The following is a 23,946-nucleotide window of genomic DNA, read 5'->3' as shown; positions in this document are numbered from 1 at the left end:
TCAGCGGCAACTTGGCGGGGAGGCCCAGGCCCCTGGCCGCGGCGGCCGGGGGCGCGCAAGTCCCGGCGGGCACTTTCCACTGCACGATCGTGTAGTGCCATGGCTCCGGCGCCCTCCGCCCGTCGCCCACCCTGGAACGCAGTACGTCCGTTACCGCGAAAGGCAGTTGCCGCGTCATGCCCCCCACCGCACTGCGCCCCGAACCGGCCGGAACCCTGACCGGTGTCCCCGTCGTCGACATCACCGCCTCCGGCCCCGGCCGCACGCCCCTTCAGCAGATCATGCAGCTGATGCGGGAGCACGGCCCGGTGCTGGTGCGGCGGCTGCACGGGCGGGACGTGATGTTCGTCGCCGACGCGGACCTGGTCGCCGAGCTGGCCGACGAGGAGCGGTTCGCCAAGCATGTCGGGCCCGCCCTGGAGAACGTGCGGGAGTTCGCCGCCGACGGCCTGTTCACGGCGTACAACGACGAGCCCAACTGGGCGAAGGCGCACGACATCCTGATGCCCGCCTTCGCGCTCGGCTCGATGCGCACCTACCACCCGGTGATGCTGAAGGTGGCCCGGCGGCTCATCGACGCCTGGGACCGTGCGGCGCGGGCCGGGCGGCCCGTCGACGTGCCCGACGACATGACCCGGATGACCCTCGACACCATCGGACTCGCCGGATTCGGCTACGACTTCGGGTCGTTCGAGCGCGCCGAGCCGCACCCCTTCGTGGAGTCGATGGTCCGCTGCCTGGAGTGGAGCATGACCCGGCTGGCCCGCACCCCGGGCACCGGTCACTCGGCCGCCGACGCGGCCTTCCGGAAGGACGCCGACCACCTCGCCCAGGTCGTGGACGACGTCATCGCGGCCCGCACCGGAACCGACCAGAGCGGGGCCGAGGACCTGCTCGGCCTGATGCTCAGCGCCCCGCACCCCGCCGACGGCACCACCCTGGACGCGGCCAACATCCGCAACCAGGTCATCACCTTCCTGATCGCCGGCCACGAGACCACCTCCGGCGCGATGTCCTTCGCCCTCTATTACCTCGCCAAGCACCCCGCCGTGCTCCGGCTCGTGCGGCGTGAGGTCGACGCGCTGTGGGGGGACACGGCCGACCCCGAGCCGTCGTACGAGGACATCGGCCGGCTCACCTACACCCGCCAGGTCCTGGGCGAAGCGCTGCGGCTGTGGCCGACGGCCGCCGCCTTCGGCCGGCACGCCCGCGAGGACACCCTGCTCGGGGGCCGGATCCCGCTGCGCGCCGGCCAGGCCGTCACCGTGCTGACCCCGATGCTGCACCGCCAGCCCGTCTGGGGCGACAACCCGGAACTGTTCGATCCCGAGCGGTTCACCCCCGAGGCCGAGGCGGCCCGCCCGGTGCACGCCTTCAAGCCGTTCGGCACCGGCGAACGCGCCTGCATAGGACGGCAGTTCGCGCTGCACGAGGCGACCATGCTGCTCGCCCTGCTGGTCCACCGCTACCGGCTGCACGACCACGCGGACTACCGGCTCACCGTGAAGGAGACCCTCACCCTCAAGCCCGAGGGCTTCACCCTCACGCTCACCCCGCGCACCTCAGCCGACCGTGTGCACGCATCCCTGCCCGGCACCGCCACCGCGCCGACCGCCGGCACCCCTGCCCCGGACGCCCTCCCGGCGCGGGTCCGCCCCGGCACCCGCGCCCTCTTCCTGCACGGCAGCAACTACGGCACCTGCCGGGAGTTCGCCGCCCGGCTCGCCGACGAGGCCGCCGCCGTCGGCTGCGCCACCGAGGTCGCCGCCCTGGACGCCTACGCGGACGGCCTGCCGACCGACCGGCCCGTCGTCATCGCCGCCGCCTCCTACAACGGCCGCCCCACCGACGACGCCGTCGCCTTCACCGCCTGGCTCGACGGCACCCCCGACCTGACCGGCGTGACCTACGCCGTCCTCGGCGTCGGCGACCGCAACTGGGCCGCCACCTACCAGCAGGTCCCCACCCGGATCGACGCCCGCCTCGCGGAACTCGGCGCCACCCGGATCACCGGGCGCGCCGCCGCCGACGCCTCCGGCGATCTCACCGGCGCCGTGAGGGAGTTCACCGCCCGGCTGCGCACCGCGCTCCTGACGGAGTACGGCGACCCGGACGCCACCCACGGCACCACGGACGAGCCCGCCCACGGCTACGCGGTCCGCACCCTGACCGGCGAGCCGCTCGACGCCCTCGCCGAGCGGCACGGGCTGGTCCCGATGACGGTCACCGAGGCCCGTGACCTCACCGCGCCCGGTCATCCGCGCACCAAGCGGTTCCTGCGCGTCGCCCTGCCGGCGGGCGTCACCTACCGCACCGCCGACCACCTGACCGTGCTGCCCGCCAACGCCCCCGAGCTGGTGGACCGTGCCGTCGCCGCGTTCGGCCTCGACGCCGACGCCGTCCTGGACATCCGGGCGACCCGTTCCCGTAGCGACGGCCTCGCCGTCGACCGGCCGCTGACGGTACGCCACCTGCTCACCCACCACGTCGAGTTGCAGGAGCGGCCCACCAGCCGCCAACTGGCTCTCCTCGCCGAGGCCAACCCCTGCCCGCCCGAGCGCACCGCCCTCGCCGCCCTGCCCGGCGACGATCCGCGCACCCTGGTGGAACTGGCCGAGGACCACCCCGCCCTGCGCGGCGCCCTGGACTGGCCGCTCCTGCTCGACCTGCTGACCCCGCTGCGCCCCCGCCACTACTCCATCTCCTCCGCACCGTCGGCCGACGCCCGCCACGCCGACCTCATGGTGTCCGTGCTCGACGCCCCCGCGCACTCCGGCAAGGGCCGCTACCGGGGCACCGGTTCCGGCCACCTCGCCTCCCTCCGCCCCGGCGACACCGTGTACGCCCGCGTCCAGCCCTGCCGCGAGGCGTTCCGGATCGACCACGCGGCACCGGTCGTGATGGTCGCCGCCGGCACCGGACTCGCCCCGTTCCGGGGCGCCGTCGCCGACCGCCTGGCCGCCCGCCGCACCGGCGCCCGACTCCCGGCAGGGCTCCTCTACTTCGGCTGCGACGCCCCCGGCGCCGACTACCTGCACGCCGAGGAACTGCGGGCCGCCGAGCGGGCGGGCGCGGTCTCGCTGCGCCCAGCCTTCAGCGCCGCGCCCGAGAACGGCGCCGCCTTCGTCCAGCACCGCATCGCCGCCGAGGCCGGTGAGGTCTGGGAGCTGCTGCGCGCCGGTGCCCGGGTGTACGTCTGCGGCGACGGCGCCCGGATGGCTCCCGGCGTCCGCGCGGCCTTCCGTACCCTGTACCGGGAACGGACCCCCGGCGCCGACGATGCCGCGGCCGAACGGTGGCTCGACACGCTGGTGGCGGACGGGCGCTATGTGGAGGACGTGTTCGCGGCGGGCTGAGCCGCCGGGGGAGGGGTGCGGGGTGCGGGACACGGAGGAACGGGCCCGGCGAATCCTGGTCGCGGCGGGCCTGCCGCCCGCCCGGCCGGGCGGGGTGCGCCCGCTCGGCGGCGGCACCTACAACACCGTCGAGGAACTACGGCTCACCGACGGCCGCCGCTATGTGCTGAAGGTCGCGCCGGACGGGCCGGGCCTGCGCTACGAGTCGCGGCTGCTGCGCTCGGAGGAGGAGTTCTGCCGCGCCGCCGCCGAGGCCGGGGTCCCCGCGCCCCGCACCGTGTACACCGACGGCGGTCCCGCCGCACGGCACACCGTGCAGACCCACTGCCCCGGCACCCCCTGGGACGACTCCCTCACCGCCGCCGAACAGGCCGCCCTGCGCCGGGAGCTGGGCGGCCACGTGGCCCGGTTGCACCGGGTGACCGGCCCCGGCTTCGGCTACCCGTCCGGCGCCCTCGGCCCGCTCGCCCCGGACTGGCGGACGGCGTTCACCGCGATGACCGACGCCCTGCTGGCCGATGCCCGCGACCACGCGGCCGACCTGCCGTGCCCCGTCGACGAGGTGGCCCGCATCCTCCGGTCCGGTGACGACGTGCTGGAGGAGGCCACCGTCCCGCGCGCCGTCCACTTCGATCTGTGGCCGGGCAACATCCTGGTCCACCGCACCCCCGCCGGACCCCGCGTCGGCGGGCTCATCGACGGCGAGCGCATGTTCTGGGGCGATCCGATCGCCGACTTCGTCTCCCTCGCCCTGCTGGACGACATCGAGAAGGACCAGGACTTCCTGGGCGGCTACCGGGACGCCGGCGGGCGGGTCTCCTTCGACCGCTCGGAGCGGCTGCGGCTCGCGCTCTACCGCGCCTATCTCTACCTGATCATGCTGGTCGAGACGGTGCCGCGGGCGGTCGACGCGGAGCGGCGGCGGTGGACGCAGGAGACCGTCGCGCCGGAACTTCTCGCCGCGCTGGAGGAGATCAAACGTCTCCGCCTTAGCTCATAGCGTGAACTAAGGGTTGGGAGAATGTCGCGCCCCGGCTGTCCGAAGGGGTATGTTGCAGGTCGGGCAGGGTTCGTGAAGGGAGCCACATGGCGGCGCGCAACGGGCGCACAGTACGCGACCTGAGACGAGGCAACCGCACGGCGGTGCTCCAGCGGCTGTACTTCGACGGCCCGCTCAGCCGGTTCGAGCTGGGCCCGGCCACCGGACTCAGCTCCGGCTCGGTCAGCAACGTGGTCGCGGACCTGATCGCCGACGGGCTGGTCGAGGAGGCCGGCAGCGTCGACTCCGACGGCGGCCGGCCGCGCACGCTGCTGCGCGTCGCCCCGCACAGCGGGCAGATGATCGGCGTCGACGTCGGCGAGACCCGCGTCCGGGTCGAGCTGTTCGACCTGGCCCTCACGGAACTGGCCCGGGCCGAGCGCCCGCTGACCCCGCAGGGCTACGACGTCGACGTCATCGCCGGCCATATCCGCGACGGCGTCGCCGAGGTGCTCACCGCCGAGGAGGCCGTCCCCGACCGGCTGCTGGGTGTCGGTGTCGGCGTCCCGGGCATCGTGGAGCACACCCCCGACCGGGGTGCCGTCGTCCACGGCCAGACCATCGGCTGGGACGCGGTCCCGCTGGAGCAGCTGCTCCGCTCGGCCTCCCAGCTGCCCGACGGGGTGCCGTACCTCATCGACAACGGCGCGAAGACCCTCGGCCAGGCGGAGATGTGGTTCGGCGCCGGGCGCGGTGCCCGCAACGCCGTCGTCGTGCTCTTCGGCTCCGGTGTCGGCGCCTGCCTGGTCACCCCCGAGGTGGAGCACGGGCGGGCCGTGGAGTGGGGCCATCTGACGGTACGGGTGCGCGGGCGCCGCTGCCGCTGCGGCGCCCCCGGCTGCCTGGAGGCCTACGCGGGCGCCGAGTCGCTGCTCGCCCGCTGGCGCGAGGAGGGCGGCCGGCCGCCCGAGGACACCGACGAGGAGACCGCGCTCACCGCGATGCTCGCCGCCGCGTACCCGCCGGAGGGCGGTACGGCCGACCCGGTCGCGCTGGCCGTCCTGGAGGAGACCGCCGAGTACCTCGGGGCCGGCCTGTCCGACCTGATCAACCTCTTCCAGCCCGAGCGCATCCTCATCGGCGGCTGGGCCGGGCTCCAGCTGGGCACGCGGTTCCTGCCCGCCGTGCGCCGGCACGCGGCGACGTACGCCCTGCGGCACCCGGCCGACAAGGTGACCATCGACCTCGGCCGGCTCGGCCCGGACGCGGTCACCGTCGGCGCCGCGATCCTGCCACTGGCCGACTTCTTTACCAGCGGCGGCCGCCGCCCCGAACCGGCCACCGAGGACCGGCTCCCCGCCTGGCGAACAGCCCTCCAGGAACGGGCCCCGCACTGAGGGCGCCGGGGGTGGGCCGGGGTGCCCCCGGGGAGCAGGCCGACGTGATCCCGCCGCTGAGCCGACGTCCGCCGGGTGAGATCACGTGCCCTCGGCTGAGGTCGAGGGGCCCCGCGCTCCGACCGTCGTCCGCCGAGCCGAGGCCGAGGTTCGCCGAGCTGAGGCCGCAGTGCCCCGGACCAGGACGCCGTGTCCTGGAACTGGGCCGCCGTGTCCCGGCCAGAGGCCGACGTCCGCCTGTCATGGCCCCGGGTTCAGGCCGACGGCTCGTCCGGGGTCGGGTGTTCCGGGTGTACCGTGCCCGGCCGGGGCGCGCCCCGGGGGCCGGTGCCGGCCTCGTCCGTGTCCGGTACGACGTCCTCGTCGGGCTCGTCGTCGACCGCGTGTCCCGGAGTCACGTCCCACGGGTCCTCGCCGGACCCGGTCTGCTGGTCGGGCAGGTCCCGGGGTACCGGCCGTTCCTCGGCTCCGGACCCGGAACCGGGTTCCCGCACAGCCATGGTCTTCTCCGCTCCTCGTCGGCTCGGGTGGGGGCGCGCTCAGCCGACCTTCCGCCCGCGCATCGGCTCGGTTTCCATCCCGCCGCCCTTCCGCAGGCCGTCCAGGAACTCCTGGATCACCTCGGTCGCCGTGTGCCGGGGCTCCCAGCCCAGCTCGGCGCGCGCCCGCGCGCAGTCCATCAGCGGCAGCCGCAGCACGGCGTCGAAGAGGTGCGGGGAGGCGGGCAGCAGGTGCAGTCCCCAGGCCGCGGCGATGGCCGAGCGGGCCGCCGTACGCGGCAGCCGGACCGGCCGGGAGCCGAGCAGCTCGGCGAGGACACCGGCGTCCAGCGCGGGATCGGCGGCCAGGTTGAACGCGCCCCGGGCGCTGTCCGAGTGCACCGCCAGCCGGTAGGCCTCGGCGGCGTCGTCGGTGTGCAGCGCCTGCACCCGCAGGCCGGGGATGTCCGGCAGGAACGGCAGCAGGTCCGGCCGGGCCAGCGGGCCGGGCAGGAACCGCCCGCCGAAGATCCGCCGCTGCTCGCTCGCCGACTCCCACTTGAACAGGAACGCCGGGCGCATCCGGACCACCCGCGCCCCGGGGTGGTCGCGCTCGAACGCGTCCAGGGCGCGTTCCAGGTAGGCCTTCTCCCGGCAGTAGGCGGCGTCCGGCCAGCCGTGCGTCGGCCAGGACTCGTCCACCGGGCGGTCCTTCGGTCCCGGCGAGTACGCCCCCACGGAGGAGGCGTGCACGAGCACCGGTACCCGGGCCGCGGCGACCGCCTCGAACACCCGGATGCCGCCGAGCACGTTGGTCCGCCAGGTGGTGGCCGGATCGTGCGTCGGCTGGAAGGCCCAGGCCAGATGGATCACGGCGTCGGCGCCCTCGAACCACTCGGCGAGGTTCGCCTGGTCCCCGGCCAGGTCGACGGCGGACCACTCGGTCTTCGGCGGCGCCCACTCGGGGGTCCGCCGGGCCAGCCCGCGCACCGACTTGATGGCCGGGTCCTCGGAGAGCAGGCGCACCACACTCGTCCCGACGTTGCCGGTGGCGCCTGTCACGACGACCCTGCTGCCCGTTGAGCTGCTCACCTTCGGCTCCTCTCGTCGGCACGGCGGAGGCTGCGACGAGGGGCCGGGTACCCGGGCGCCGCGTGCGCACACGCGGCACGGGAGCGGCATGAGGAAGCCCCGGCCGTGACGGGGGAATCACGACCGGGGCGGTCAGGTGGTGGGCGCGGATGGCGGTCGCCTCTCGGCGAGACGCTCCACAGGGCTTCAGCCGAACGATCGTCCCTGTGGGCAAAAGGTGAGGCCCGGGGACACTGTCCCATCCACACCCACGGCTTGTTCAACGGGCAACCACACCCAGGTGTTCCGACCCCTTACGTGACGTGCGTCACCACGGGAACCGCTCAGGCCAGCGGGCTCCCGGCCAGCCGCGCCAGCAGATCCGCGGGGTCCGCGTACACCGCCTCCGCCCCCGCCTCCTCCAGGTCGGCCCGCGGAATCCCGCCGCACAGCACGCCCACACAGCGCACCCCGGCCTTGCTGCCCGCCAGCATGTCCCACACGGTGTCCCCGACGAACACCGCCCGCGAGGCCGGCACCCCGGCCAGCTCGAGCGCGTGCTCCACGGGCTCCGGGGCCGGCTTGCCCTCCCGTACGTCGTCCGCGCTCGCCGTGGCCGCGATGGCGTCGTCCGCGTCGATCGCCCGGCGCAGCGCGCCCAGCTCCGCGCCGCTCGCCGAGGTGGCGAGGACCACCGTCCAGCCGTCCCCGTGCAGCCGCCGCACCAGCTCACCGGCGCCCGGCAGGGCGGCGAGCCGGTCGAAGTACTGGCCGTACAGCGCCGTGTGCGCGGCGCTCAGTTCGGCGTCCTGGTCCCGGTCCCGGTCGTCGCCGAGCAGATGGGCGACGAGGTCCGTGGAGCCGAGGCCGACGGCCCGGTGCACGGCGTGCATGGGCACGTCGTGACCCGCCTGCCGGAACGCCTCCCACCAGGTCACGACGTGCAGGTGATTGGTGTCGACGAGGGTCCCGTCGACGTCGAACACGGCGGCACGGTCCATACCAGGTCCTCTCCGTCAGCCCCAGGTACCCCAGGCCCTTCCTGCCGGCTCCAGGTCCTTCCCGTCAGCTCCGGGAGCGGGTACCACGCCCGGAACCCGCCACGCGTGCCGGCACCCGGCCCTCGCGCGTCCAGCCCAGCAGCTCCTCGGCCGACCAGGTGGTGACCACGCGCTCGGGCGGCACCCCGCACTCCTCGGCCCGGGCGCAGCCGAGGATCTGCCAGTCCAGCTGGCCGGGCGCGTGGGCGTCGGTGTCGACCGAGAACAGCACCCCGGCCTCGACCGCCCGGCGCAGCAGCCGCCGGGGCGGGTCCAGCCGCTCCGGACGGCTGTTGATCTCCACGGCGGTCCCCGACTCGGCGCACGCGGCGAACACCTCGTCCGCGTCGAACTGCGACTCGGGCCGTCCCCGGCCCGTCACCAGGCGCCCGGTGCAGTGCCCGAGGACGTCGGCGTGCGGATCGCGCACGGCGGCGACCATGCGCCGGGTCATGGACCGCGCGTCCATCCGCAACTTGGAGTGGACGGACACCACGACCACGTCCAGCTTCTCCAGCAGCTCGGGTTCCTGGTCCAGCGAGCCGTCCTCCAGGATGTCGCACTCGATGCCGGTGAGCAGCCGGAACGGCGCCCACCGCGCGTTCAGCTCCGCGACCACCGCCAGCTGCTCCCGCAGCCGCGCGGGCGACAGCCCACGGGCCACGGTCAGCCGTGGCGAGTGGTCGGTGAGCGCGGTCCACTCGTGCCCCAGCTCGGCCGCCGCCCGCCCCATCTCCTCGATCGGGCTGCCTCCGTCGGACCAGTCCGAGTGCGTGTGACAGTCCCCGCGGATCAGCGCCCGCAGCTCGGCACCGGCCCCCTCGGCCCCGACCGACGCCCCGGCCTCCTCCTCCAGCTTGCGCAGGTACCCGGGCACCTCACCGCCCAGCGCCTCCCGCACCACCTGCGCGGTCTTCGGCCCGACCCCCTTCAGCGACTCCAGCGTCCCGGCGGCGGCCCGCTCGGCCACCTCCTCCTCGGGCAGCGCGGCCAGCGTTCGGGCGGCGGTACGAAAGGCCCGTACCCGGTAGGTGGGCGCGAGCGCCCGCTCCAGAAGAAACGCGATCCGGTCGAGGGCGGCGACGGGGTCCATGAGAACCAAGGGTGCACCAGGCGCTCCGAAGGGGCGCGGGCAACCGCGCGACCAGCCACGGACGACCCGCGGCCCGCACGATCGATCCGTGCCGCCACGGCGAATCCGTTTGTCCGCACCACCCCCGGGTACTGCGTGATCCGTCCACATGACCCACCGTGAGGAGGTCCGCCATGTCCGTATCGGATGCGCAGCGAACAGCCGTGGTCACCGGCGGCGACAGCGGCATCGGCCGAGCCACCGCCGTACGGCTGGCCGAGGCGGGCCTGGACGTCGGCATCACCTGGCACACGGACGAGAAGGGCGCCGAGGAGACGGCGGAGGAGGTCCGCGCGCACGGCCGCCGCGCCGCCGTGGCCCGGCTGGACCTGACCCGGCTGCCCGAGGCCGCGGACGCCGTGGACGAACTGGGCGAGGAGCTGGGCCGGATCGACGTCCTCGTGAACAACGCCGGTACGGGCACGATGACCCCCTACCTCGACCTGACGCTCACGGACGTGCGCCGGGTCCTGGACGTCGACCTCGTCGGCCCCTTCCTGCTCGGGCAGCGGGCCGCGCGGCGCATGATCCGGCAGGGCGACGGCGGCCGGATCGTGAACGTCACCTCCGTGCACGAGCACCAGCCCCGGGTCGGCGCGGCCCCTTACTGCGCGGCCAAGGGCGGGCTCGGTCTGCTCACCCAGGTGATGGCGCTGGAGCTGGCCGAGTACGGCATCACCGTGAACGCGGTCGCGCCGGGCGAGATCGCCACTCCGATGACCGGCCAGGAGGACACCGACGTGCGCACCGAGCGCCGCCCCGGCGTGCCGCTCGGCCGGCCCGGCGACGCCCGCGAGGTCGCCGCCGTGATCGCGTTCCTCGCGAGTCCCGACGCCTCCTACGTCACCGGCGCCTCCTGGAGCGTCGACGGCGGCATGCTGCGCATGGGCCCGCAGGCCGGTTCCCATCTGACCAGCGACGACTGGCGCCGGCCCTGAGGTGCCGGGGAAAGCGTGACGAGGCGGGGGGAGAGACCGCGGTGAGACTGCGTACCAGCTCGTGTGACGGCCCCGGCTACACACGCGTCCGCTGCGGCCGGGGCTTCCGTTACGTCGACACCACCGGACGGCCCCTCACCGATCCCGAGGAGCTCGCCCGTGTCCGGGCCCTGACCATTCCGCCCGCCTGGCGCGACGTGTGGATCTGCCCCTGGCCCAACGGCCACCTCCAGGCCGTCGGCACCGACGACGCCGGGCGCCGGCAGTACCTGTACCACGAGCAGTTCCGGGCGGAGCAGGACAAGGCCAAGCACGAGCACGTACGGCAGGTCGCGCGGGCCCTGCCCGAGCTGCGCGCCAAGGTGGCGCTGGACCTGGCCGGGCGCGGGCTGAGCCGGGCCCGGGTCACCGCCTGCGCGGTCCGCCTGCTCGACCTCGGTTTCTTCCGCGTCGGCAGCGACCGGCACACCCGCAACAGCGAGACCTACGGCCTGACGACCATGCTCCGTGAGCACGTCAGCTGCGCACGCGGCGAGATCACCTTCGGCTACCCGGCCAAGGGCGGCACCGAGATCGTCCGCGCCCTCGTCGACGAGCAGGTCCACGCGGTCGCCCGGGCCCTGCTGCGCCGCCCGCGCGGCGGCGACCGCTTCCTCGTCTACCGGGACCGTGGCGCCTGGCACGAGCTGCACAGCGACGACCTCAACGAGGCCCTGCGCCGGCTGTCCGGCACCGACGTCACCGCCAAGGACTTCCGCACCTGGCACGCCACCGTGCTGGCCGCCGTGGCCGTCGCCGTGGCCGCGCGGGGCGCCCGCGCCACCGAGGCCGCCCGGCGCCGGCAGATCGCGCGGGCGGTCCGCGAGGTCAGCCACTACCTGGGCAACACGCCCGCGGTCTGCCGGACCTCGTACATCGACCCGAAGGTCTTCGAGCTGTTCGAGCAGGGCGTGACCGTCGCCCCCGTGCTCACCCGGCTGGGCGAACACGGGGAGTTCGGACGTCCGGCCACGCAGGGGGCCGTCGAGGCCGCGGTGCTCGATCTCCTCGACGGCTCCGGTGGATGACCCGTCGGCGCGGGTTGCGTTCTACCCTCGATTGCATGACCGAACAAGCAGCTCCCCACATCTCCCGCCCGCGGATCCTGGTCCTCGGTGTGTGCCCGGGCAGGCACGGCGAGCCGCCCTTCCGGATCATGGAGATCGACGGTCAGGTGGTCGGTGAGGCCAGGACCATCACGGACGTGCTGGAGACGGCCGCCTCCTACGGCATCCCCATCCACGACCTGGACGACCCGGACGCGGTCCGCTGGGTGGGCGGCGACAAGTACACCTGGAGGGTGCACTGACCGGACCGCTCAGCCGACCGTCCACTTCTGGTTGGCTCCGCCCGTGCAGGTCCAGATCTGCAACCGTGTCCCGTTGGCCGAGTTGTTCCCGGTGACGTCGAGGCACTTGTTCGCCTGCGGGTTGACGATGTCGTGCGCCCCGGTGACGGTCCACTTCTGGTTGGGGCCGCCGGTGCAGTCCCACAGCTGGACGGTCGAGCCGTCCGCCGTGCCGTTGTTCGTCACGTCCAGGCACTTGCCGAGCGCCCGGAGCGTGCCGTCCGAGCCGACCGTCCACGCCTGCGCGGCGGTGCCGTTGCAGTCGTAGAGCTGGACCGGGGTGCCGTTCGCGGAGTTCGCGCCGGCCACGTCCACGCACTTGCCCGCCAGGCCCCGGATCGGCACACCGGCGGCGCTGTCGCTCGTCGTCACCGACACCGAGTCCACCACCAGCTGCTGCGGGAACTGCGTGGAGCCGTCGGGGTCGCCGGGCCAGTAGCCGCCGACCGCGAGGTTCAGGATGAGGAAGAACGGCTTGTTGAACACCCAGGTCTTCCCGCCCAGGTCGGCGGGGGTGCGGCGCTGGTAGACGTTGCCGTCCACCGACCAGGTGATCGAGTCGGGCGCCCAGTCGACGGCGAAGGTGTGGAAGGCGTCCGCGAAGGCCTGGCCGTTCGGCAGCGAGTAGGCCGCGCCGATGCCGCCCGAGCCGTAGTAGCCGGGCCCGTGGATGGTGCCGTGCACGGTCGAGGGTTCGAAGCCGACGTTCTCCATCACGTCGATCTCACCCGAGTCCGGCCAGTTGACCGGCGTGCCGAGCATCCAGAACGCGGGCCACATGCCCTGGCCGCGCGGGATCTTCATCCGCGCCTCGACATGGCCGTACTGGGCGTTGAACTTCCCGGCCGTGTTCAGCCGGGCCGAGGTGTACTGGCAGCTGCCGTACCAGCACTGGTAGCCGGCCGGGTTCTCCTTGCGGGCGGTGATCACCAGATGGCCCTGGCCGTCCAGGGCCGCGTTCTTCGTGCCCGAGGTGTAGTACTGCCGCTCGTGGTTGTTGACGTTGTCACCGGTCTCCAGGGTCCACTTCGAGGAGTCGACCGCGGCGCCCGCGGGTCCGTCGAAGGAGTCGGAGAAGGTGGTGACGGCCGCCGCCGCGGGGGCGGCGGTCCCGGCCCGCGCCGGGCCGACGGCGGCCGAGCCGATCAGCGCGGCGGACAGGGCCGCGAGAAGACATCTGCGGAGCAGACGTGGGGAGGCCATGGCTCTCCGTTCGTGTGGGGGTGTGAGCGGTGCGCCTCTTGATTTAAGGAGTGAGATAAGAGGTCGTCAATACTCTGGTACAGACCTGCCGCTGACGATCAGCCGGTGGACGGCCCGCCCACGCGCCGGTGCACCCCCCGCCCGAGCCGCCGCCCCAGCAGCAGCCAACCCACCAGCGCCCCGGCCGTGTTGAGGATGACGTCGTCGATGTCGAAGGCCCGTCCGGTGACCAGCGCCCCCTGGACCAGCTCCACCATCAGCATCACGAGGGCCGTCAGAGCGAGCACCCGCAGCGCGCCCCGGGCACGCGGCGCCAGGACCGGCACCAGCACCCCGAACGGCACGCCGAGCAACAGGTTCCCGCCGAGCTGCCGGACCGCGTCCCGCAGCGACGCCTGCTCCAGATAGGCCTGGAGGGAGCGGCCCGGGTGCAGATTGCTGTGGGTCAGCGGCACCGACGCGGGCGACGGCTGGAGCGTGATCCGGGCCAGGACGACGGCGAACGCGACCATGCACGCGAAGGCCGCCAGCATCGCCAGCAGCCGGACGGGCAACGGCAGCGCGTGCCGTGCGGGGCGGGGGCGACCCTCTTCGGCGGGCCGCCGCTTGTGGGCGTCCTCGGCCGGGCGCCGCTTCCGGGCGGACCGGGGACGCACCTTCTCGGCCGGCCACCACCTCCGGGTGGACCGGGGGCGGACCTCGTCGGCCGGCCGCCGCGTCCGGGCGGCGCGCAGTATCTCCGGCAGGCGCGGGACGGTACGGGCCATGCGGTCCTCCACTCGTCAACTTCCGCGTTCCGAACGTCGGTTACCCGCAGCGCGGCCCACGATGCCGCGTGCCCGGCCCGCACCCGTGGTTTTCGTTCACGCCTGCGGGGCACTCCGGGTGCGGACCCGCGTGCCGCCGCTCCCGCCCGGGTCCGGCGGTGCTTGGATGCCTCCAGCGGCACTCCGGACACATCGCCGCGTATCCGAGCACAGCGGACCGAGGAGGTGCTGCATGACCCGTCGAACGGCGCCCCGCGCGGTCCTCCTCGCCGCCGGCGAACTCCTCGCCTGGTGGGCGGTGCTGGCACTGCTGTGGCTGGTGTTGATCACCACGGTCGACACCCTGGAACGGATCGTCGGCGCGAGCTGTGCCGCCGTGGGCGCGCTCCTCGCCCGGACCGGCCGGCGGGCGGTGACCTGGCGGTGAACGGCTGGATCCTCGCGGCGACCGTCGAGCTGGGCGGGGGAGGGGCGGCCGCCCTGTGGGGCGTGTCCACCGGCCCGCCGGCCCGCCGGGTCATCGCCCAGAACCTGACCACCTCCGCCGTCTGCCCGGCCCTGCTGCTCCTCGCCCAGGGCTACGGCCGCCCGTCCTACGTCGACCTCGCCCTGCTGCTCGCCCTGCTCGGCCCGGTCGGCACGCTCGTCTTCGCCCGGCTGCTCTCCGACGACCTGGCCCGGGAACGCCCGAGCGCCTGGGGGCTGACCTGGACGGCGGCGGGACTGGGCGCGGCGGTCGTCCTCGCCCTGTGCGTGGCCGGCGACCCGGGCCGGGCGACGGTGAAGCTGCTGTTGATCGGCGCTTTGTTGATCAGCGGCAACGTGATCGCCTCCCGCGCGCTGGCGGGCGGGTTCCGGGGGGTGTGGGGTGGCTGACGGAGTGACGGACGTGGCCGGTGCCGGGTGCGCCCCGGGCGGCGGGCGCGCGGTGGCCGACATGCCGAAGGCAGGTGCGGTGTGTCCGACGCCGTGATCGTCGTCGCCCTGCTGCTCGTGGCCGGTTCCGCCACCGCCGCCGTGGCCCAGCGCGACCCCGCCCGCCAGGCGCTCGTGCTGTCCTTCCTCGGGGTGCTGCTGGCCGCGCTGTTCACCGTCCTCCAGGCTCCGGACGTCGGCCTGTCCCAGCTGGCCGTCGGCTCCGCCCTCACCCCGCTGCTGATCATGCTGTCGGTGCGCAAGGTCAGACGCCGGGGCCGCTCGAAGGAGGGGGCGAAGTGAAGCGGCTGCGGCTGTGGCTGCTCGCCGTCGGCGGCGCGGGACTGGCCGCCCTGCTCGTCGCGGCCTGTCTCGGCCTGCCCGGTTTCGGCGGGTCCCGGCACCCGTACGGCGACCGTGCCGTCCACGCCTCCCTCGACCGGCACACCGCCAACACCATCGCGTCGGTCAACTTCGACCAGCGCGCCTACGACACCCTCGGCGAGATGAGCATCCTGTTCGCCGCCGTCCTCGGCTGCGTGGTGCTGCTGCGCCAGGCCCGCGACGAGCACCGGGCGCGGCCCCAGCCCGCCGACGTGGCCCGCCCGGTCCGCCGCTACGCCCTGCTCGTGCTGCCCGTCGCCCTCGTCACCGGCCTGTACGTCATCGCCCACGGCCAGCTCAGCCCCGGCGGCGGCTTCCAGGGCGGGGTCGTCGCCGCGACCGCCCTGCACCTGCTCTACCTCGGCGCCGACTACCACGCGCTGGAACGCGTCCGCCCGCTCGGCGTCTACGAGACCGCCGACGCGCTCGCCGTCTCCTCCTACCTCGTGCTCGGCGCCGCCGGAGTCCTGGCCGGCACCGCGTTCCTGGCCAACACCCTGCTGCCGTACGGCACGTTCAACACGCTGTCGTCGGGCGGCACCGTCCCCCTGCTGAACGCGGCCATCGGCATGGAGGTGGCGAGCGCGGTCGTCGTCCTGCTCGCCCACTTCCTCGACCAGGCCGTGGAGATCGAGGAGGAAGGCGAGGAGCCGACACCGTGATGCACGTCCTTCCCTACCTGGTCGCCGCCTACATCTTCCTGACGGGCTGCTACGGCCTCGCCACCAGCCGGAACCTCATCCACGCCGTCGGCTGCCTCGCGGTCTGCCAGTCGGCCACCTATGTCCTGCTGCTGGCGGTCGGGTACCGCGACGGCGCCACCGCGCCCGTCTTCTCCGACATGAAGCCCGGCTCCCGGCCCCTGGTCGACCCGGTGGTGCAGGCCCTCACCCTCACCGACATCGTCGTCGGCGCCACCGTCACCGCGCTGCTGCTCGCCCTCGTCCTCCAGATCGCCAAACGGCACGGCACGGTCGACCCCGACGAACTGCGGGAGCTGCGCGGCTGATGCACCACCTGATCCCGCTGCTCGTCGCGATCCCGCTGCTCGGCGCCGCCCTGCTCGTGGCGACGGGCCGCCATCTGCACCGGATCGCCGCCGAGATCACCGGGTTCGTCGTCTCCGGCGGTACGGCCGCCCTCGCGCTGATGCTGCTGCTGAACTCGACGCCACCGATGGTCGAATGGGTCGGCGGCTGGCTGCCCGTCGACGGTGAGAGCGTCGGCATCCTCGTGGTCGGGGACGGCCCGGCGCTCGGCATGGCCGCGCTGGCCTCGCTGCTCACCCTCGCCGCGCTCGCCTACTCCTGGCGCTACTTCGACGAGCCCCCGCGCCACCGCACCGGCTCCTTCACCGCGCTGATGCTGGTCTTCCAGGGCGCCATGTGCGGGTTCGCCGTCGCCGGCGACCTGTTCAACGCGTTCGTGTTCTTCGAGCTGATGAGCGTGGTGGCCTACGCCCTGACCGGCTACCGCATCGACGAGGCCAAGGCCGTGCAGGGCGCCCTGACCTTCGGGATCGTCAACTCCCTCGGCGCGTACGCCCTGCTGATGGGCATCGCCCTGCTGTACGCCCGTACCGGCGAACTGGCCATGGCGAAGATCGGCCGCGGGCTCGACGCCTCCGCCGGGCAGGGCGGGCCGGACGCGCTGGTCCTCGCCTCCTTCGTGCTGGTGCTGACCGGGCTGCTGGTGAAGGCGGCTGCCGTGCCCTTCCACTTCTGGCTCCCGGACGCGCACGCCGTCGCCCCCACCCCGGTCTGCATGCTCCTGTCCGGCGTCATGGTCGGACTCGGCGCCTACGGCGTGTGGCGGGTCTACGGCACCGTCTTCGCCGGACCCGGTGGCATCCCCGCCGCCGACCTGACCCGCGCCCTGGTGACGCTCGGCGCCCTCACTGCCGTGACCGGCGCCGTCATGTGCTGGTACCAGCGGCACATCAAACGGCTCCTCGCCTACTCCACCGTCGCCCACACCGGCCTGTTCCTCATCGGTCTCGGCGTCCTCACCCCCGAGGGCGACGACGGGGTCGCCCTGTACCTCCTCGGCCACGCCGGGGTGAAGGCCGCGCTGTTCGCCTGCGCGGGCGCCCTGCTGGACCGGTTCGGCAGCGTCGACGAGCACGCGCTGCACGGCCGGGCCCGGGGGCAGCTGCGCGCCACCGCCGTGATGTTCGCCGTCGGCGCCCTCGGCCTGGCCGGCCTGCCGCCGTTCGGTACGGCGCTGGGCAAGGCGGTCACCGAGGAGGCGGTCGGCGGCCCGCTCACCGTGGTGTACGTGGCCGCCTCCGCGATCACCGCCGGCGCGGTCCTGCGGGTCACCGGCCGCGTCTTCCTGGGGCTCGGGCCGCGCCCCGAGGACGCGGAGTACGAGACCAGCGGTTCCGACGAGGAACCCGAGACGTCCGGCCTGCTGCGCCGGATCCCGGACACCATGACGACCGTGCCCGCCGTACTGCTCGCCGCCGCCCTCGCCGTCGGGGTGGCCCCCGGCTTCGGCGCCCTGGTCGCCCGCTCCGTCAACGAGGCCGGCTCGGGCGGCGCCCACGCCTCGGCACACTGGACTCTGCCCGGCGTCCTGCTGGGCGTGGCCTCCACCGTGCTGGCCGTGGCGCTGGCCGGCCTCGCCGTCACCCGTCCGAGCTGGGTGGCCGCCCCCGACTGGGCCGCCCCCCTCAGGCGCCTTCAGTCCGGGCACGTCGGCGACTACGTGGCCTGGCTGCTGGTGGGCGCGACCGTGCTGGGGGCGCTGGCCCTGCCGGGGATTCTCGGCCCCTGATCAGGTGCCGTACTCGATGTGCACCTCCTTGAAGCCGAGGGAGCGCAGCAGGCCCTGGAGCATGCCGGTGGTGTTGTGCTCGGCCCGGGCGGTCAGCCCGCTGGTGCGCGCCGCGTCACCGATGTGCCGGACGGCGAGCTGCTGCACGGCCTGCTCGCTGTTGGGGTTGTCGGAGAACAGGTCGCCGAGCCGGTCCAGCAGTCCGCGCTGCTTGGACACGGCGTAGGAGTGGTCGGGGTCCAGGGCCGGCCTGCCGAGCCGCGCGTGCGGCAGCCGGATCGTGGCGGACGTACGGTCGTCGTCGACCGTCACGTCCTTCTCGCCGACCCGGCCCAGGTCGACGTAGGCGTCCACGGTGCCCGCGCCGACGTACAGGGTGCGGGTGCCGCGGATGGCGTCGGGCAGGAACTTCGCGTCCTTGTCCAGGTCCACGACGACCTGGAAGTTGCCCGACGCGGCGTCGTAACGGCTCATGTCCTGGATGGACTTGAGGAGAGCGGGGCCGGAGCGGTCATGGGTCTCGGTGCCGAACAGGTCCTTGATGCCGGGCAGTACGGCCAGCCGGATGCCGGCGAACAGTACGGCGAGCAGCAGCACGAGCGCCGCCACGGCCTTGGCCCAGCCCGGCAGGCGCCTCACGGAAGTCGTCATCGCGACGGTCCTCCTTCCTGTTGACCGCATTCCCGTCAACAGCCGGAGCAGGCCGACCGGTCTCACAGTGAGCCGGACGCGGCCTCCGAGCGGGCCAGGGCCGCGTCCAGGCTCGGATGCGGGGGCAGCAGCCGGGCCAGACCGGTGACCCGGAACACGCGCAGCGTCAGCGGGTGCGTGCACACGAGGTGCAGCTGCCCGCCGCGCTCCAGCACCCGGACGCGCGCCCGGTACAGCAGCCGCAGCCCCGAGCAGTCGAAGAACTCCACCGGCCGCAGGTCGATCACGACGCGGACCCCGGGCCGGTCGGTGGCCCGGTCGAGGAACGGGCCGATCTCCGTCGCCGAGGCGATGTCGATCTCGCCCCGGAACTCCAGCACCGTGTGCCCGCGGTACGCGTACATGCCCAGTTGCCGGGTGAGAGGTACGGGTTCGTGTCGCACCTCGCCACCACCTCCCACCCGCGCCCCGGACGTCGTTTCCCGATCGTCAAGTTACCCTCGATGGAAGGAATTTGAGCATGTTCGATTGACATATGTCTTCGACTTTGTGGCGTGTCGGCGCGCCGCGCGCTCAGTCCGCCAGCAGCACCAGCTTGCCCGTCGTCCGCCCGGTGTCCCCCAGCTCGTGCGCCTTCGCCGCGTCGGCCAGCGGGAACGTCCCGGCGATCGTCGCCTTCAGCCGGCCGGACTCCGCCAGGTCCGCGACCGCCCGCATCCCGGCCCGGTCGGCGTCGACCAGCATCCGCACCGCCCGCACCCCGAGCCGCCCGGCCTCCTCGTGGAACTCCTCCGAGCCCACCGGCAGGATCGACACCACGACACCGCCCGGCCGCAGCACCCGCAGGGACCGCACGGAGGTCTCACCGCCCAGGGTGTCCAGGACGACGTCGACGTCCCGCACCGCCTCCGTGACATCCGTGGTGTGGTAGTCGACCGGCTCGTCCACCCCGATCTCCCGCAGGAAGTCGTGCTTGCCCGCGCTCGCCGTCCCGATCACGTACGCCCCGCGCGCCTTGGCGATCTGCACGGCCACATGGCCGACCCCGCCGGCCGCCGCGTGGATCAGCACCCGCTGCCCCGGCCGGACGTCCGCGTGCTCGGTCAGCGCCTGCCAGGCGGTCAGGGACACCAGCGGCAGCGCGCCCGCCTGCACGTGGTCGAGGGAGGCCGGCTTGTGCACCAGGGCCCGGGCCGGGACGGTGACGTACTCGGCGTGCGAGCCATGGCCGAAGGGGTAGGGCAGCATGCCGAAGACCTCGTCGCCGGGCCGGAACGCGGCCACGCCGATCCCGGTCTCCGCGACCTCGCCGGAGACGTCCCAGCCGAGGACGAACGGGGGCTCGCCCAGGAACCCGCCGGTGGCCCGGTGCTTCCAGTCGGTGGGGTTCACCCCGGCGGCCCGCACCCGGACCAGCACCTCGTTCGGCCGCGGCTTCGGCCGCTCGACCCGTACTTCCCTCAGGACCTCGGGACCGCCGAGGACGTCCTGGCTGATGGCTCGCATCGTGTTCACATCGCTCATGGTCACCCAGCCTGCCGGAGCCCGCCCGCCCGGGAAATGGCACGATTGCCAACCTTCGATAGGATCGTGCCATGCGTGGCACACCACATCCCGAACGCGTGGTCGTCCTGGCCCTCGACGGCGTCTACCCCTTCGAGCTGGGCATCCCCAGCCGCATCTTCGGCGCGGCCGACGGCCACTACGAGGTGTTCACCTGCACGGTCGACGGCGGCCCGGTGCGCACCAACGCCGACTTCACCATCGGTGTCGCCCACGGCCCCGAGATCCTGGAGACCGCCGACACGGTGGTCGTCGCCTCCATGGCGACCGCCCACATCCCCACCGAGCTGTCCCCGGAGGTCGCCGCCGCGCTCGACCGGATCCGCCCGGACGCCCGGATCGTCTCCATCTGCACGGCCGCCTTCGTCCTCGCCGAGGCCGGACTGCTCGACGGCCGCCGGGCGACCACCCACTGGCAGGTCGCCGACCACTTCCGCCGCCGCTACCCCCAGGTGGACCTCGACCCGGACGTCCTCTTCGTCGACGACGGCCGTATCCTCACCTCCGCCGGAGCGGCCTCCGGCGTCGACATCTGCCTGCACATCGTCCGCACCGACCACGGCAGCGAGCTGGCGAACGCCGTCGCCCGCCGCTGTGTCGTGCCCCCGTTCCGGGACGGCGGCCAGGCCCAGTACATCGAGCAGCCGGTCCCCGAGAGCGGCGCCGCGAGCACGGCCGCGACCCGCGCCTGGGCGCTGGAGCGCCTCGACGAGCCGCTCACCCTGGCCGACCTCGCCGGGCACGCCCGGATGAGCCTGCGCACCTTCGCCCGCCGCTTCAACGACGAGGTCGGCCTCAGCCCCGGCCGCTGGCTGATCCAGCAGCGGGTGGCCCGGGCCCGGCAGCTGCTGGAGGCCAGCGACCTGCCGGTGGACCGGATCGCCGCCGAGGTCGGCTTCGCCACCGGCGCCTCGCTGCGCCAGCACCTGCACGCGGCGATCGGGGTGTCCCCGCAGAACTACCGGAGGACCTTCCAGCAGACCCGCTGAACGTTCCGGCCGGCTCCGGCGTCCAAGGCACCCCGGAGGAGGGGCAGGCCCTCTACTTCGACATGGTCCAGCCGGAGCAGCCCGGCCACGGCTCCCGGAGAGCTTCACGGCCACCACGGGTCGGCAGATCTGGACCGACCGCGAGGGCCGGACGGCGGACTGCCGGCCGCAGTGCTCGGGCCCCGACGAGGTGTGCAGCCGGGGTACCGGCACTCGGCCGTCAGTACCGCCATCGCCACGAACCCTCTGCGCATTCCCCCCCGTTTCTCCCGTGCTCTGTGCCGTTCTTGGACACCGGATACGCCGGCGCCCACCGGGACACGGCTCGACGGTGTTCCCGTGAGGTGCCGCCCGCCGCCCCGTCACCCGGACGGCCTTGAGCGACTCCGTGCGCGGACCGGGGGCGCGCGGCCACACTGATCGGAACGATCACGCAGAGGAGGCCGTTCGCCATGACCCCGCCCCCCGCCCGCACCGCCGAACAGCGCAAGAAGGACACCCTGCACCGATTGGATCACGACGTCGACGCGTGGGTCGCCACCGCCGGCTCCCACGGCGGAGCCCCGTATCTCGTGCCGCTGTCGTTCGTGTGGGACGGCAGCTGCCTCCTGATCGCCACCGCGGCGGACAGTCTCACCGGCCGCAATCTCGTGGCCACCGGCCGGGCCCGTCTCGGCATCGGTCCCACCCGTGACGTCGTCCTGGTCGACGGCACCGTCCGCGCCGTGACGCCCGAGGACCTGCCCGAGGAGGACGCCGAGGTCTTCGCCGGGAAGACCGGCTTCGACCCGCGCCGACTGGCCGCCCGGTACCTGTACTTCCGGGTCTTCCCGGAGCGGATCCAGGCCTGGCGCGAGGAGAACGAGCTGCACGGGCGGGAGCTGATGCGCGACGGGGAGTGGCTGTCCGCCGACTGAATCCGGGGGCCCGGGATATCCGCTGGGGAGAGGACACTTCCCGGGAGGATCCATGGCACTGGTGAAAGCGGGCGTGGTCGTGCTGGACTGCGCCGAGCCCGAGAAACTCGCCGAGTTCTATCGGGAGTTGCTGGAGGGGGAGCGGACCGCCGTGTCCGCCAACCTGGTGGAGGTCCGCGGCGCCGACGGCGTCCGGCTGGCCTTCCGGCGTGACGTCAACGCGACCCCGCCCAGCTGGCCGCGTCCGGAGAACTCCCTCCAGATCCATCTCGACTTCCTCGTCGAGGACTTGGACGAGGCCGAGCGGAGGGTGGTGGGACTCGGCGGCCGCCCGATCGAGACGAGGGACGCGGCGGGCCCGTACGAGGAACGGGGCTACGCCGACCCCGCCGGCCACTCCTTCACCTTCCGCCTCCTGCCTGCCGTGGCACCCAAGCAGGGGTGACATGGAGTGTGGCGGCCGGGGCGCCGGGGCCGGGGTGGCCGGCGGTGGCGCGGCGGTGCGGGGCGGTGGTGCCGGGGCAGGGGTTGGCCCCGGCGCCGCGGCGGGGGTCGGCCGGGGCGCCGGAGCGGGGGGTCGGTCCGGTCAGTCCCGGCCGCCCTTGTCGGTGACCGGCCACATGCCCGTCGACCGGGCGATGGCCTTCGCGCCGGTGCGGTCCACGGCGCTGCGCACCACCGCGAAGATGGCGCCCTGGACCGCCGCGGCCAGCAGGATCTCGCCCCAGCCGCGGTCCGGGTCCAAGGCGTCGGGCGCGTCCTCCTCGTGCCGGATCGCCATCCACGCCTTGCGGAAGGCCATACCGGCCAGCGCGCCGCCCGCCCAGCTGAGCACGAATCCGATCGGCTGGTAGGCGAGAGGGAGCTTCTTCTTCTTGTTCTTGGCCATGTGTGACTACTTCCTCGTGAAGCGGCCCTCATGCGGGCCGTCCCTGCTCGGCCACCCGTTCGCCCGGAGCCACCGGACCCGGCGGCGTACCGTCACCGAACGGCCGGCCGCCCAGCTCCGCGCGGCGGTGAGGGCTCAGCCAGCCGCCGAGGTCCGGGCCGAGCGGCACGATGCCGGTGGGGTTGATACCGGTGTGCACCTGGTAGTAGTGCCGCTTGATGTGGTCGAAGTCCACGGTGTCGCCGAACCCCGGCGTCTGGAACAGATCCCGGGCGTACGCCCACAGCACCGGGTGCTCGGCGAGCTTCCAGCGGTTGCACTTGAAGTGGCCGTGATAGACCGCGTCGAACCGGACCAGGGTGGTGAACAGCCGGATGTCCGCTTCCGTGAGGGTGTCGCCGACCAGATACCGCTGCCCGGACAACCGCTCGCCGAGCAGTTCCAGCCGCCGGAACAGCGTCGCGCACGCCTCCTCGTACTCCTTCTGGTGCGTGGCGAACCCGGCCCGGTACACCCCGTTGTTCACGTCCTCGTAGACCTCGGCCATCACCTGGTCGATCTCGTCGCGCCGCTCGGCCGGGTACAGGTCCGGCGCGCCGGCACGGTGCAGGGCCGTCCACTCGGTGGCCAGGTCGAGGGTGATCCGCTGGTAGTCGTTGGTGACCAGCCGCCCGCTGGGGACGTCCACGATCGCGGGCACGCTCACCCCGCCCGGGTAGTCGGTCTCCCGCTTGTCGTAGGCCTCGCTGAGGAACCGGATGCCGAGCACCGGGTCCCGGCCGTCCGGGTCCAGGGTGAACCGCCAGCTGCGGTCGTCCTGGATCGGATCGGCGATCGCCATCGAGAGCGCGTCCTCCAGCCCCAGCAGCCGACGGGAGATCACCGCCCGGCTCGCCCACGGGCAGGCACGGGAGACCGCCAGCCGGTAGCGGCCCGCCTCGACCGGCCAGCCGTCCCGGCCGTCGGCGGTGATCCGGTCCTGGAAGTGGCTCCTGGACCGGCTGAAGGTCCGGTGTCCGTAGGAGCGGTTGCCGTCGTCGCCCATGTCTCCTCCTCGCCGCCCGGGTGTTCCTGGCCGACGCGTTCCCCGTTTCACGCGGCTCGCACGGTG

Annotated in this window: 26 protein-coding genes; 15 read left to right on the top strand and 11 right to left on the bottom strand. The window is 73.7% G+C overall.

The genetic code is table 11. The features are described from left to right. Positions 1-176 precede the first annotated feature (176 nt). From ACZ4WH_RS19475 to ACZ4WH_RS19465, 3 genes are all read left to right on the top strand, one after another. Positions 177-3,356, top strand: a complete 3,180-nt coding sequence (locus ACZ4WH_RS19475; RefSeq protein ID WP_468181956.1) for a bifunctional cytochrome P450/NADPH--P450 reductase — start codon at positions 177-179, stop codon at positions 3,354-3,356. 22 nt (positions 3,357-3,378) lie between these two features. Beyond that, on the top strand, positions 3,379-4,356 hold the full coding sequence (locus ACZ4WH_RS19470; protein ID WP_468181954.1) for a phosphotransferase family protein: 978 nt from the start codon (positions 3,379-3,381) through the stop codon (positions 4,354-4,356). Between the two features lie 86 nt (positions 4,357-4,442). Further along, on the top strand, positions 4,443-5,732 hold the full coding sequence (locus ACZ4WH_RS19465; protein WP_468181952.1) for an ROK family protein: 1,290 nt from the start codon (positions 4,443-4,445) through the stop codon (positions 5,730-5,732). 254 nt (positions 5,733-5,986) lie between these two features. Here ACZ4WH_RS19465 and ACZ4WH_RS19460 read toward each other — a convergent pair whose 3' ends face one another. The 4 genes from ACZ4WH_RS19460 to ACZ4WH_RS19445 all read right to left on the bottom strand — a co-directional run bounded on the left by ACZ4WH_RS19460 (position 5,987) and on the right by ACZ4WH_RS19445 (position 9,415). Beyond that, positions 5,987-6,232, bottom strand: a complete 246-nt coding sequence (locus ACZ4WH_RS19460) for a hypothetical protein (RefSeq protein WP_468181950.1) — start codon at positions 6,230-6,232, stop codon at positions 5,987-5,989. Positions 6,233-6,271: 39 nt separating this feature from the next. Beyond that, entirely contained in the window at positions 6,272-7,303 is a 1,032-nt protein-coding gene (locus ACZ4WH_RS19455; protein ID WP_468181948.1) for an SDR family oxidoreductase, read from the bottom strand. 323 nt (positions 7,304-7,626) lie between these two features. Further along, positions 7,627-8,283 carry an HAD family hydrolase gene (locus ACZ4WH_RS19450; RefSeq protein WP_468181946.1) on the bottom strand — a complete coding sequence of 219 codons (657 nt, stop codon included), beginning with the start codon at positions 8,281-8,283 and terminating at the stop codon, positions 7,627-7,629. A 64-nt stretch (positions 8,284-8,347) separates the two neighbouring features. After that, a complete protein-coding gene (locus ACZ4WH_RS19445; RefSeq protein WP_468181944.1) occupies positions 8,348-9,415 on the bottom strand; it encodes a PHP domain-containing protein in 1,068 nt (355 codons plus the stop codon). 173 nt (positions 9,416-9,588) lie between these two features. On the opposite strand from ACZ4WH_RS19445, the gene ACZ4WH_RS19440 reads away from it, so the two are divergent. The 3 genes from ACZ4WH_RS19440 to ACZ4WH_RS19430 are packed head-to-tail and all read left to right on the top strand — an operon-like array spanning position 9,589 to position 11,740. Next, positions 9,589-10,392 carry an SDR family oxidoreductase gene (locus tag ACZ4WH_RS19440; protein ID WP_468181942.1) on the top strand — a complete coding sequence of 268 codons (804 nt, stop codon included), beginning with the start codon at positions 9,589-9,591 and terminating at the stop codon, positions 10,390-10,392. Positions 10,393-10,433: 41 nt separating this feature from the next. Further along, entirely contained in the window at positions 10,434-11,459 is a 1,026-nt protein-coding gene (locus ACZ4WH_RS19435; protein WP_468181940.1) for a DNA topoisomerase IB, read from the top strand. A 35-nt stretch (positions 11,460-11,494) separates the two neighbouring features. Further along, the gene (locus tag ACZ4WH_RS19430) at positions 11,495-11,740 is read left to right on the top strand and encodes a hypothetical protein (RefSeq protein WP_358641386.1); all 246 of its coding nucleotides are present in this window, start codon (positions 11,495-11,497) and stop codon (positions 11,738-11,740) included. Between the two features lie 9 nt (positions 11,741-11,749). Here the strand turns inward: ACZ4WH_RS19430 and ACZ4WH_RS19425 are convergent, their stop codons facing one another. Both ACZ4WH_RS19425 and ACZ4WH_RS19420 read right to left on the bottom strand, forming a co-directional pair. Continuing rightward, positions 11,750-12,982, bottom strand: coding sequence for a lectin (locus tag ACZ4WH_RS19425; RefSeq protein WP_468181938.1), 1,233 nt, complete (start codon positions 12,980-12,982; stop codon positions 11,750-11,752). 98 nt (positions 12,983-13,080) lie between these two features. Beyond that, on the bottom strand, positions 13,081-13,749 hold the full coding sequence (locus tag ACZ4WH_RS19420; RefSeq protein WP_468181936.1) for a VanZ family protein: 669 nt from the start codon (positions 13,747-13,749) through the stop codon (positions 13,081-13,083). A gap of 232 nt (positions 13,750-13,981) precedes the next feature. Between ACZ4WH_RS19420 and ACZ4WH_RS19415 the strand changes: the two genes are divergently transcribed. The 6 genes from ACZ4WH_RS19415 to ACZ4WH_RS19390 all read left to right on the top strand — a co-directional run bounded on the left by ACZ4WH_RS19415 (position 13,982) and on the right by ACZ4WH_RS19390 (position 17,826). After that, positions 13,982-14,176 (top strand): hypothetical protein, encoded by a 195-nt coding sequence (locus ACZ4WH_RS19415; protein WP_468181934.1) that lies wholly within the window; start codon positions 13,982-13,984, stop codon positions 14,174-14,176. Beyond that, positions 14,173-14,625: an MrpF/PhaF family protein gene (locus ACZ4WH_RS19410; RefSeq protein ID WP_468181932.1), complete on the top strand. Its 453-nt coding sequence runs from the start codon at positions 14,173-14,175 to the stop codon at positions 14,623-14,625. The genes ACZ4WH_RS19415 and ACZ4WH_RS19410 overlap by 4 nt, the downstream gene beginning before the upstream one ends. Before the next feature lie 81 nt (positions 14,626-14,706). Next, on the top strand, positions 14,707-14,967 hold the full coding sequence (locus ACZ4WH_RS19405; RefSeq protein ID WP_468181930.1) for a Na(+)/H(+) antiporter subunit B: 261 nt from the start codon (positions 14,707-14,709) through the stop codon (positions 14,965-14,967). Continuing rightward, complete coding sequence (locus ACZ4WH_RS19400) at positions 14,964-15,710, top strand: MnhB domain-containing protein (protein ID WP_468181928.1); 747 nt, start codon at positions 14,964-14,966, stop codon at positions 15,708-15,710. Before ACZ4WH_RS19405 ends, ACZ4WH_RS19400 begins: the two co-directional genes overlap by 4 nt. Further along, complete coding sequence (locus tag ACZ4WH_RS19395; protein WP_468181926.1) at positions 15,710-16,057, top strand: sodium:proton antiporter; 348 nt, start codon at positions 15,710-15,712, stop codon at positions 16,055-16,057. The genes ACZ4WH_RS19400 and ACZ4WH_RS19395 overlap by 1 nt, the downstream gene beginning before the upstream one ends. After that, positions 16,057-17,826, top strand: a complete 1,770-nt coding sequence (locus ACZ4WH_RS19390; protein WP_468181924.1) for a complex I subunit 5 family protein — start codon at positions 16,057-16,059, stop codon at positions 17,824-17,826. Before ACZ4WH_RS19395 ends, ACZ4WH_RS19390 begins: the two co-directional genes overlap by 1 nt. Here ACZ4WH_RS19390 and ACZ4WH_RS19385 read toward each other — a convergent pair whose 3' ends face one another. The 3 genes from ACZ4WH_RS19385 to ACZ4WH_RS19375 form a co-directional block, all read right to left on the bottom strand. Beyond that, positions 17,827-18,477, bottom strand: coding sequence for a DUF4230 domain-containing protein (locus ACZ4WH_RS19385; protein ID WP_468181922.1), 651 nt, complete (start codon positions 18,475-18,477; stop codon positions 17,827-17,829). A 62-nt stretch (positions 18,478-18,539) separates the two neighbouring features. Beyond that, a complete protein-coding gene (locus tag ACZ4WH_RS19380; RefSeq protein ID WP_468181920.1) occupies positions 18,540-18,920 on the bottom strand; it encodes an anti-sigma factor antagonist in 381 nt (126 codons plus the stop codon). Positions 18,921-19,050: 130 nt separating this feature from the next. Next, the gene (locus ACZ4WH_RS19375; RefSeq protein WP_468181918.1) at positions 19,051-20,001 is read right to left on the bottom strand and encodes an NADP-dependent oxidoreductase; all 951 of its coding nucleotides are present in this window, start codon (positions 19,999-20,001) and stop codon (positions 19,051-19,053) included. Positions 20,002-20,072: 71 nt separating this feature from the next. Here ACZ4WH_RS19375 and ACZ4WH_RS19370 point away from each other — a divergent pair, with 71 nt between their 5' ends. The 3 genes from ACZ4WH_RS19370 (at position 20,073) to ACZ4WH_RS19360 (ending at position 22,391) form a co-directional block, all read left to right on the top strand. After that, on the top strand, positions 20,073-21,029 hold the full coding sequence (locus tag ACZ4WH_RS19370; RefSeq protein WP_468181916.1) for a GlxA family transcriptional regulator: 957 nt from the start codon (positions 20,073-20,075) through the stop codon (positions 21,027-21,029). 452 nt (positions 21,030-21,481) lie between these two features. Further along, positions 21,482-21,946, top strand: coding sequence for a pyridoxamine 5'-phosphate oxidase family protein (locus ACZ4WH_RS19365; RefSeq protein ID WP_468181914.1), 465 nt, complete (start codon positions 21,482-21,484; stop codon positions 21,944-21,946). 52 nt (positions 21,947-21,998) lie between these two features. Then, positions 21,999-22,391: a VOC family protein gene (locus tag ACZ4WH_RS19360; protein WP_468181912.1), complete on the top strand. Its 393-nt coding sequence runs from the start codon at positions 21,999-22,001 to the stop codon at positions 22,389-22,391. A gap of 141 nt (positions 22,392-22,532) precedes the next feature. Here ACZ4WH_RS19360 and ACZ4WH_RS19355 read toward each other — a convergent pair whose 3' ends face one another. After that, the gene (locus tag ACZ4WH_RS19355) at positions 22,533-22,835 is read right to left on the bottom strand and encodes a DUF4235 domain-containing protein (protein ID WP_468181910.1); all 303 of its coding nucleotides are present in this window, start codon (positions 22,833-22,835) and stop codon (positions 22,533-22,535) included. Positions 22,836-22,863: 28 nt separating this feature from the next. Further along, entirely contained in the window at positions 22,864-23,880 is a 1,017-nt protein-coding gene (locus ACZ4WH_RS19350; RefSeq protein ID WP_468181908.1) for a glutathione S-transferase family protein, read from the bottom strand. Positions 23,881-23,946 lie beyond the last annotated feature (66 nt).

Source organism: Streptomyces sp. NPDC029138 (genome assembly GCF_055564375.1).
The sequence above is the reverse complement of the archived record's forward strand: the minus strand, read 5'-3'. Positions and strand labels throughout refer to the sequence as shown.

Bases quoted from the DNA above. Each gene is read 5' to 3' on its own strand.
- ACZ4WH_RS19475 (WP_468181956.1), top strand. From the start codon at position 177: ATGCCCCCCACCGCACTGCGCCCCGAACCGGCCGGAACCCTGACCGGT.
- ACZ4WH_RS19465 (WP_468181952.1), top strand. From the start codon at position 4,443: ATGGCGGCGCGCAACGGGCGCACAGTACGCGACCTGAGACGAGGCAAC.
- ACZ4WH_RS19460 (WP_468181950.1), bottom strand. From the start codon at position 6,232: ATGGCTGTGCGGGAACCCGGTTCCGGGTCCGGAGCCGAGGAACGGCCG.
- ACZ4WH_RS19450 (WP_468181946.1), bottom strand. From the start codon at position 8,283: ATGGACCGTGCCGCCGTGTTCGACGTCGACGGGACCCTCGTCGACACC.
- ACZ4WH_RS19445 (WP_468181944.1), bottom strand. From the start codon at position 9,415: ATGGACCCCGTCGCCGCCCTCGACCGGATCGCGTTTCTTCTGGAGCGG.
- ACZ4WH_RS19440 (WP_468181942.1), top strand. From the start codon at position 9,589: ATGTCCGTATCGGATGCGCAGCGAACAGCCGTGGTCACCGGCGGCGAC.
- ACZ4WH_RS19430 (WP_358641386.1), top strand. From the start codon at position 11,495: ATGACCGAACAAGCAGCTCCCCACATCTCCCGCCCGCGGATCCTGGTC.
- ACZ4WH_RS19425 (WP_468181938.1), bottom strand. From the start codon at position 12,982: ATGGCCTCCCCACGTCTGCTCCGCAGATGTCTTCTCGCGGCCCTGTCC.
- ACZ4WH_RS19420 (WP_468181936.1), bottom strand. From the start codon at position 13,749: ATGGCCCGTACCGTCCCGCGCCTGCCGGAGATACTGCGCGCCGCCCGG.
- ACZ4WH_RS19415 (WP_468181934.1), top strand. From the start codon at position 13,982: ATGACCCGTCGAACGGCGCCCCGCGCGGTCCTCCTCGCCGCCGGCGAA.
- ACZ4WH_RS19395 (WP_468181926.1), top strand. From the start codon at position 15,710: ATGCACGTCCTTCCCTACCTGGTCGCCGCCTACATCTTCCTGACGGGC.
- ACZ4WH_RS19390 (WP_468181924.1), top strand. From the start codon at position 16,057: ATGCACCACCTGATCCCGCTGCTCGTCGCGATCCCGCTGCTCGGCGCC.
- ACZ4WH_RS19385 (WP_468181922.1), bottom strand. From the start codon at position 18,477: ATGACGACTTCCGTGAGGCGCCTGCCGGGCTGGGCCAAGGCCGTGGCG.
- ACZ4WH_RS19375 (WP_468181918.1), bottom strand. From the start codon at position 20,001: ATGAGCGATGTGAACACGATGCGAGCCATCAGCCAGGACGTCCTCGGC.
- ACZ4WH_RS19370 (WP_468181916.1), top strand. From the start codon at position 20,073: ATGCGTGGCACACCACATCCCGAACGCGTGGTCGTCCTGGCCCTCGAC.
- ACZ4WH_RS19365 (WP_468181914.1), top strand. From the start codon at position 21,482: ATGACCCCGCCCCCCGCCCGCACCGCCGAACAGCGCAAGAAGGACACC.
- ACZ4WH_RS19360 (WP_468181912.1), top strand. From the start codon at position 21,999: ATGGCACTGGTGAAAGCGGGCGTGGTCGTGCTGGACTGCGCCGAGCCC.
- ACZ4WH_RS19355 (WP_468181910.1), bottom strand. From the start codon at position 22,835: ATGGCCAAGAACAAGAAGAAGAAGCTCCCTCTCGCCTACCAGCCGATC.
- ACZ4WH_RS19350 (WP_468181908.1), bottom strand. From the start codon at position 23,880: ATGGGCGACGACGGCAACCGCTCCTACGGACACCGGACCTTCAGCCGG.